Below are 4,254 nucleotides of genomic sequence, written 5' to 3' on the forward strand. Positions count from 1 at the left end.
CTCCAGGACCTCCTCGTCCACCCGCTCCAGGCGCTGATCGTCGGCGAGCTCGGTGGCGCGGTCCACGACGCGCTCGGTGACGGCGTCCTGGGTCAGCTGCACCACCAGCCGGGCGAGCCCGCCGTCCCAGTAGGCGGCGACCACGTCCGGCCGCTTGGCCAGCCCGAGCGCCACCTTCCGCGCCGCCAGCTCAAGGTTCCGCGCTCTGCCGGCGGTGGTGCCCGCGCGCGGGCGCAGCGGCAGCTGGACCCGGGAGCCGGCCTGCCAGTAGCCCCGGCCCGCCTCAGCCGCGTTACGGGTCACCCGCCCCACGCGGCGTGCCGTGACGGCGGCTGCGGTGGCGGTGTGCGCGGTGGTGCGGACGCCGGCCCCGGCAGCCTCGACCGCCACCCGGGCGGCGGCACGGGCCGTGGGGACCGCGGCGCGCGCGACGACCACCGGCACGGCCAGGGTCAGTCCGAGACCAGCCGCCGGCAGTCGGGCCAGGAGACGCAGGACCATGGCTCACCCTCGGGCGACCGCGTCACGCGGCCTTCCGTTTAGGGGACTTGGCGGAGGCAGTCGTACGGCGGCTGCCCGCCGTCTTGCGACTCGTACCGGCGCTCGGTTTGCCGGCCGGCTTACGCCGCGCGGCCTTCGGCGCCCGCGTCGGAGCTACGGTACGCGCCGACCGCGACTGGGTCAGCCACACGGCAGCCGCACCGGCCGCTGCCACCGGCCAGTCGACCGCGCCCAGTGCCCCGAGCAACCCGGCGCCGGTGTAGGCGGCGACACGGCGCGCCCGCGGCGACACGAGTCCCACAGTGTCGAGCACACCGTCGACCACTCCGCCGACGGTCCTGGCGCCCGGTACGCGGCGCACGACGGACGCCGCCGTGTCGACCGGCCGGAGCCACAACGCCGTACCGGGCGAAGAAGCGGATGATCCGGCTGAGGTGGATGCGTGCTCGTTCATGGTGGTTATCCGATCAGCGCTCGAACGCACAGGCCGACCCTGGAGGCCCACCGGCACGTTTGTCCTACCAGCGTCTACCCAACGAGACCCGGATAAACAGGCGGATCGCGCACCGGCCGTTAGACCTGGCCCGGGCCGGGCAGGCGCGTTCGGCCCCGTCCGGACCTGCGGTTCCTCGACGAAGCGGGCGAGCACACGGGCGCTGGTCAGGAACTGCGCAGGGATGATGACGGCGGGCCGTTTGTGCCGTACGGCGCCGGCCCGCACGGACGGCTGTCAGCAGCTCCGTCCCCGGAGCGGCCGGGCGTCCATGCTCCGCGGTTGCCCGGCCCCGTGGCGGCTACACGCGCCGGTGAGGAGAGGGCGGCGATCACGATGACCAGGCAGGACAGCCTCCGCGAGGCGGTGCCGCGTAGCGGCCGACGAGAGTCGCCCGAGGAGCGGCGGACCGGCGCTGGAGCAACCTGCTCCAGGAAGTACGGGTCGCCCAGACCGGCTCCCAGCTCCTCTTCGGCTTCCTGCTGAGCGTGGTCTTCATGCCCCTCTTCGCCGACCTCGGCTCCTTCGACCAGAACCTGTACGTAGCCACGGTCGTCCTCGGTGCGCTCGCGACCGGAGGTGCTCACTGCCCCCGTCGCGTACCACCGGGTGTTCTCCGGGCACCGCCTCAAGCCCCAACTGGTGGACACGGCCGCACTGTTGGTGGCAACCGGCCTGGTCCTACTGGCCCTTGCCCTCGGCTCCGCCCTGCTCCTTCTGCTGCGGGTGGCGACGGGACCGGCGCTCTCCGGCTGGATCGCTGGGGCCGTCATGCTGTAGTTCGCGTCCTGGCTTCTGCTACCGGTCCTGCACCAGCACAGCGGCAAGTGCCCCCGGACGCCCTACGGCTCTGATCCGAGCCCCCGCCCGTGACGTCTCGGCGGCGCCCGCCCTGCAAGACGCTGCCATGAGGATCCACACACGTCCGAAACCCCGCACCGTGGTCATCACCGGCGCCACCGCCGGCGTCGGCCGCGCCTGCGTCCGGGCCTTCGCCGCCGGGAGCGACCGCCTCGCGCTGATCGCCCGAGGGCCGGGCGGCGCGCCGCGTCGGCCGACACCGAGGCGGAGTTCGGCCCGATCGACATCTGGGTCAAGCCTCTCCCAGGGCCTTACTGACCTCGGCGCTTCAAGATGATTGGCCCGTTCGTGTAGCTGACTGTCCATCATTTGTGCGCTATGCCGTTGGTATGCGCTACGCGGACGGGGGCGGGCTGACGGCGAACGCACGTCAGCGCCGCGAGGCGGTTCGGCTGGAGGCCGCCGCGTTCTTCGACGAAGGTGTCCCGCCGAGGGAGGCTGGACGCGGGCTGCGGGTGACCGCGAAATCGGCCTACCAGTGGCACCAGGCCTGGCGGGAGGACGGGATCGGGCATTAGGGCGTGTATCGAAAGCACGGACAGGCCGGGCGGGGTGACGCCCCGGTCCGGCCCGTCCGCTCTCTGCTAAAGGTCGAGCTGATGCTGGTGTGTCGTGTGCGTGGGTGTGTAGCCGAGACCGTCGTTGATCCGTCGCATGTGCGTGTTGCTGTCGGCGGTGTCGGTCAGTAGGCCATCGAGGTCCGGATAGTCCCTATGGGCTTGTCGGATCGACTCGGCCTTCATCCATCGGCCGAGGCCGTGTCCACGGTGCTCGGGCAGCACGCCCGTGCCGTAGTGCTGGCCGTCACCTGCGCCGTTGCCGGGGATGACGAGTTCGGTGAACCCGGCGATCGAGCCGTTGGAGGCGTCGATGGCGACGACGGTGTGCAGGTGGTCGCCGCGCTGTTCGACGGCCTTCGCCGCGGCCCGCACGCGGTCCACGTCCCAGGCCACGGTGCCGTACTCGGCGTCGTCCATGGGCATGTCGTCCATGGCGCGGCGTGAGGCGGCGAACGTCCGGGCGAGGTCGTCGGGGACGGTTCCCTGCCATGACGTCAGCCGGTAGCCGGGATGAGGACGCTCGACGATCCCAGCGAGGATGGTGGTGTCCACCTCGGCCATTGCCAGGCGGGTGTACCTGAAGGTGAGGACCTTCCGGAAACCGCGCGCTGCCAGGAAATGGTCGCCGGGTGATCCGGCTTCTGCCTGCGCGACGACGCGACGTCGGGCGTTGTCCCGGGCGGTGGCCACGACGGTGTCGAGGAGCCGGGAGCCGACGCCCTTGCGGCGCTCCGCAGGATGAACGCGGAGGTCGAGCTCGGCGAGGTGATCCTGTCCGCCGTCGAGCAGACGCAGGAAGGCGGTCCCGGCAGGGATGGAATCCGCGTCCGACGCCAACCAGGCAAGACGCCGGCCGTGCGGCCCGTGAGCGGGGTCGGTCAGTGGGGTGATGCGAAGGGACAAGGTGTCTCCGTCGAGAGGAGGTGGCAAGGGTCAGTACGCGAGCTCAACTCCTGGGCACTCGTGCGCATGTGCTCCACACCTCCTGGTCGACAGCGCCGGCCTGCACCGATGCGGGCGGCTGGGCGAACCTAGCTGGCCGCCGGACCCCTGGGCAACGGATTAACGAAAAGGCGGTGCGCGTGTGTGGTCACAGCCACTCGTTGATGGCCGCGACGAGGACGGTCGCCTCATAGCGGACCGCGAGCTTGTCGTATCTCGTGGCCACGGCGCGATGCCTTTTGAGTCGATTGATGCCACATTCGACTGCATGCCGAGCCTTATAGTCCTCGGCGTCGAACTTGGGCGGCCGGCCGCCGCGAGCGCCGAGTCTCTTGCGGTTGCGAGCCTGGTCGGCCTTGTCCGGGATGGTGCAGCGAATGCCACGTCGGCGCAGGTAGGCGCGGTTTCTGCGGGAGGCGTACGCCTTGTCGGCCCGCACGCGATCGGGGCGGACCCGTGGCCGGCCCGGCCCGATGCGGGGCACTCGAACCTTCTCCAGCACCGCTTCGAACTGCGGCGAGTCTCCACGCTGCCCGGCCGTCACTACGATCGACATGGGCTTCTGCCCCTGCTCGACGGCCAGATGCAGCTTGGTGGTGAACCCACCGCGCGAACGCCCCAGCCCGTGATCACCAGGCTCGGTGAAGACACCACCCGGTGACTCCTTCTGCAGGTCACCCCGCTTCCGGGCCCCGGCCGCATGCTGATGGGCACGGCACACCGTGGAGTCGACGCTCAGGTCCCACGTGATCGCACCCTTCGCGTCGGCCAGGGACTGGAGGTGGGTGAGGACCCGGTGCCAGGTACCATCCCGTTGCCACCGGCGGAACAGGTCGTAGATCCGGCCCCACGGCCCGTACTCGACGGGTACGTCCCGCCACGGAACACCGGTCCGGA

4 protein-coding genes and 2 pseudogenes are annotated in these 4,254 nt (G+C 71.1%); 3 read left to right on the plus strand and 3 right to left on the minus strand.

Annotated features, from left to right (window positions below; translation table 11 throughout):
* Window positions 1–501: pseudogene (locus ACFQ87_RS44755) on the minus strand (cation-translocating P-type ATPase); the annotation flags it as partial.
* Between the two features lie 918 nt (window positions 502–1,419).
* Here ACFQ87_RS44755 and ACFQ87_RS44760 point away from each other — a divergent pair.
* The 3 genes and pseudogenes from ACFQ87_RS44760 to ACFQ87_RS44770 all read left to right on the plus strand — a co-directional run.
* Window positions 1,420–1,512, plus strand: a pseudogene (locus ACFQ87_RS44760) (DUF6328 family protein); the annotation flags it as partial.
* A 43-nt stretch (window positions 1,513–1,555) separates the two neighbouring features.
* Window positions 1,556–1,774 (plus strand): DUF6328 family protein, encoded by a 219-nt coding sequence (locus tag ACFQ87_RS44765; RefSeq protein ID WP_380616802.1) that lies wholly within the window; start codon window positions 1,556–1,558, stop codon window positions 1,772–1,774.
* Between the two features lie 410 nt (window positions 1,775–2,184).
* The gene (locus ACFQ87_RS44770) at window positions 2,185–2,373 is read left to right on the plus strand and encodes a helix-turn-helix domain-containing protein (protein ID WP_380616803.1); all 189 of its coding nucleotides are present in this window, start codon (window positions 2,185–2,187) and stop codon (window positions 2,371–2,373) included.
* Between the two features lie 66 nt (window positions 2,374–2,439).
* Here the strand turns inward: ACFQ87_RS44770 and ACFQ87_RS44775 are convergent, their stop codons facing one another.
* Complete coding sequence (locus ACFQ87_RS44775; RefSeq protein WP_380616804.1) at window positions 2,440–3,318, minus strand: GNAT family N-acetyltransferase; 879 nt, start codon at window positions 3,316–3,318, stop codon at window positions 2,440–2,442.
* A 187-nt stretch (window positions 3,319–3,505) separates the two neighbouring features.
* The coding region (locus tag ACFQ87_RS44780; RefSeq protein WP_380616805.1) for an IS5 family transposase at window positions 3,506–4,254 on the minus strand (749 nt) is incomplete at its 5' end.

The sequence above is a fragment of the Kitasatospora sp. NPDC056531 genome, from assembly GCF_042794375.1.
Classification (GTDB): domain Bacteria; phylum Actinomycetota; class Actinomycetes; order Streptomycetales; family Streptomycetaceae; genus Kitasatospora.

Excerpts from the sequence above, each read along its gene's own strand:
- ACFQ87_RS44770 (WP_380616803.1), top strand. The coding sequence starts at position 2,185 with ATGCGCTACGCGGACGGGGGCGGGCTGACGGCGAACGCACGTCAGCGC.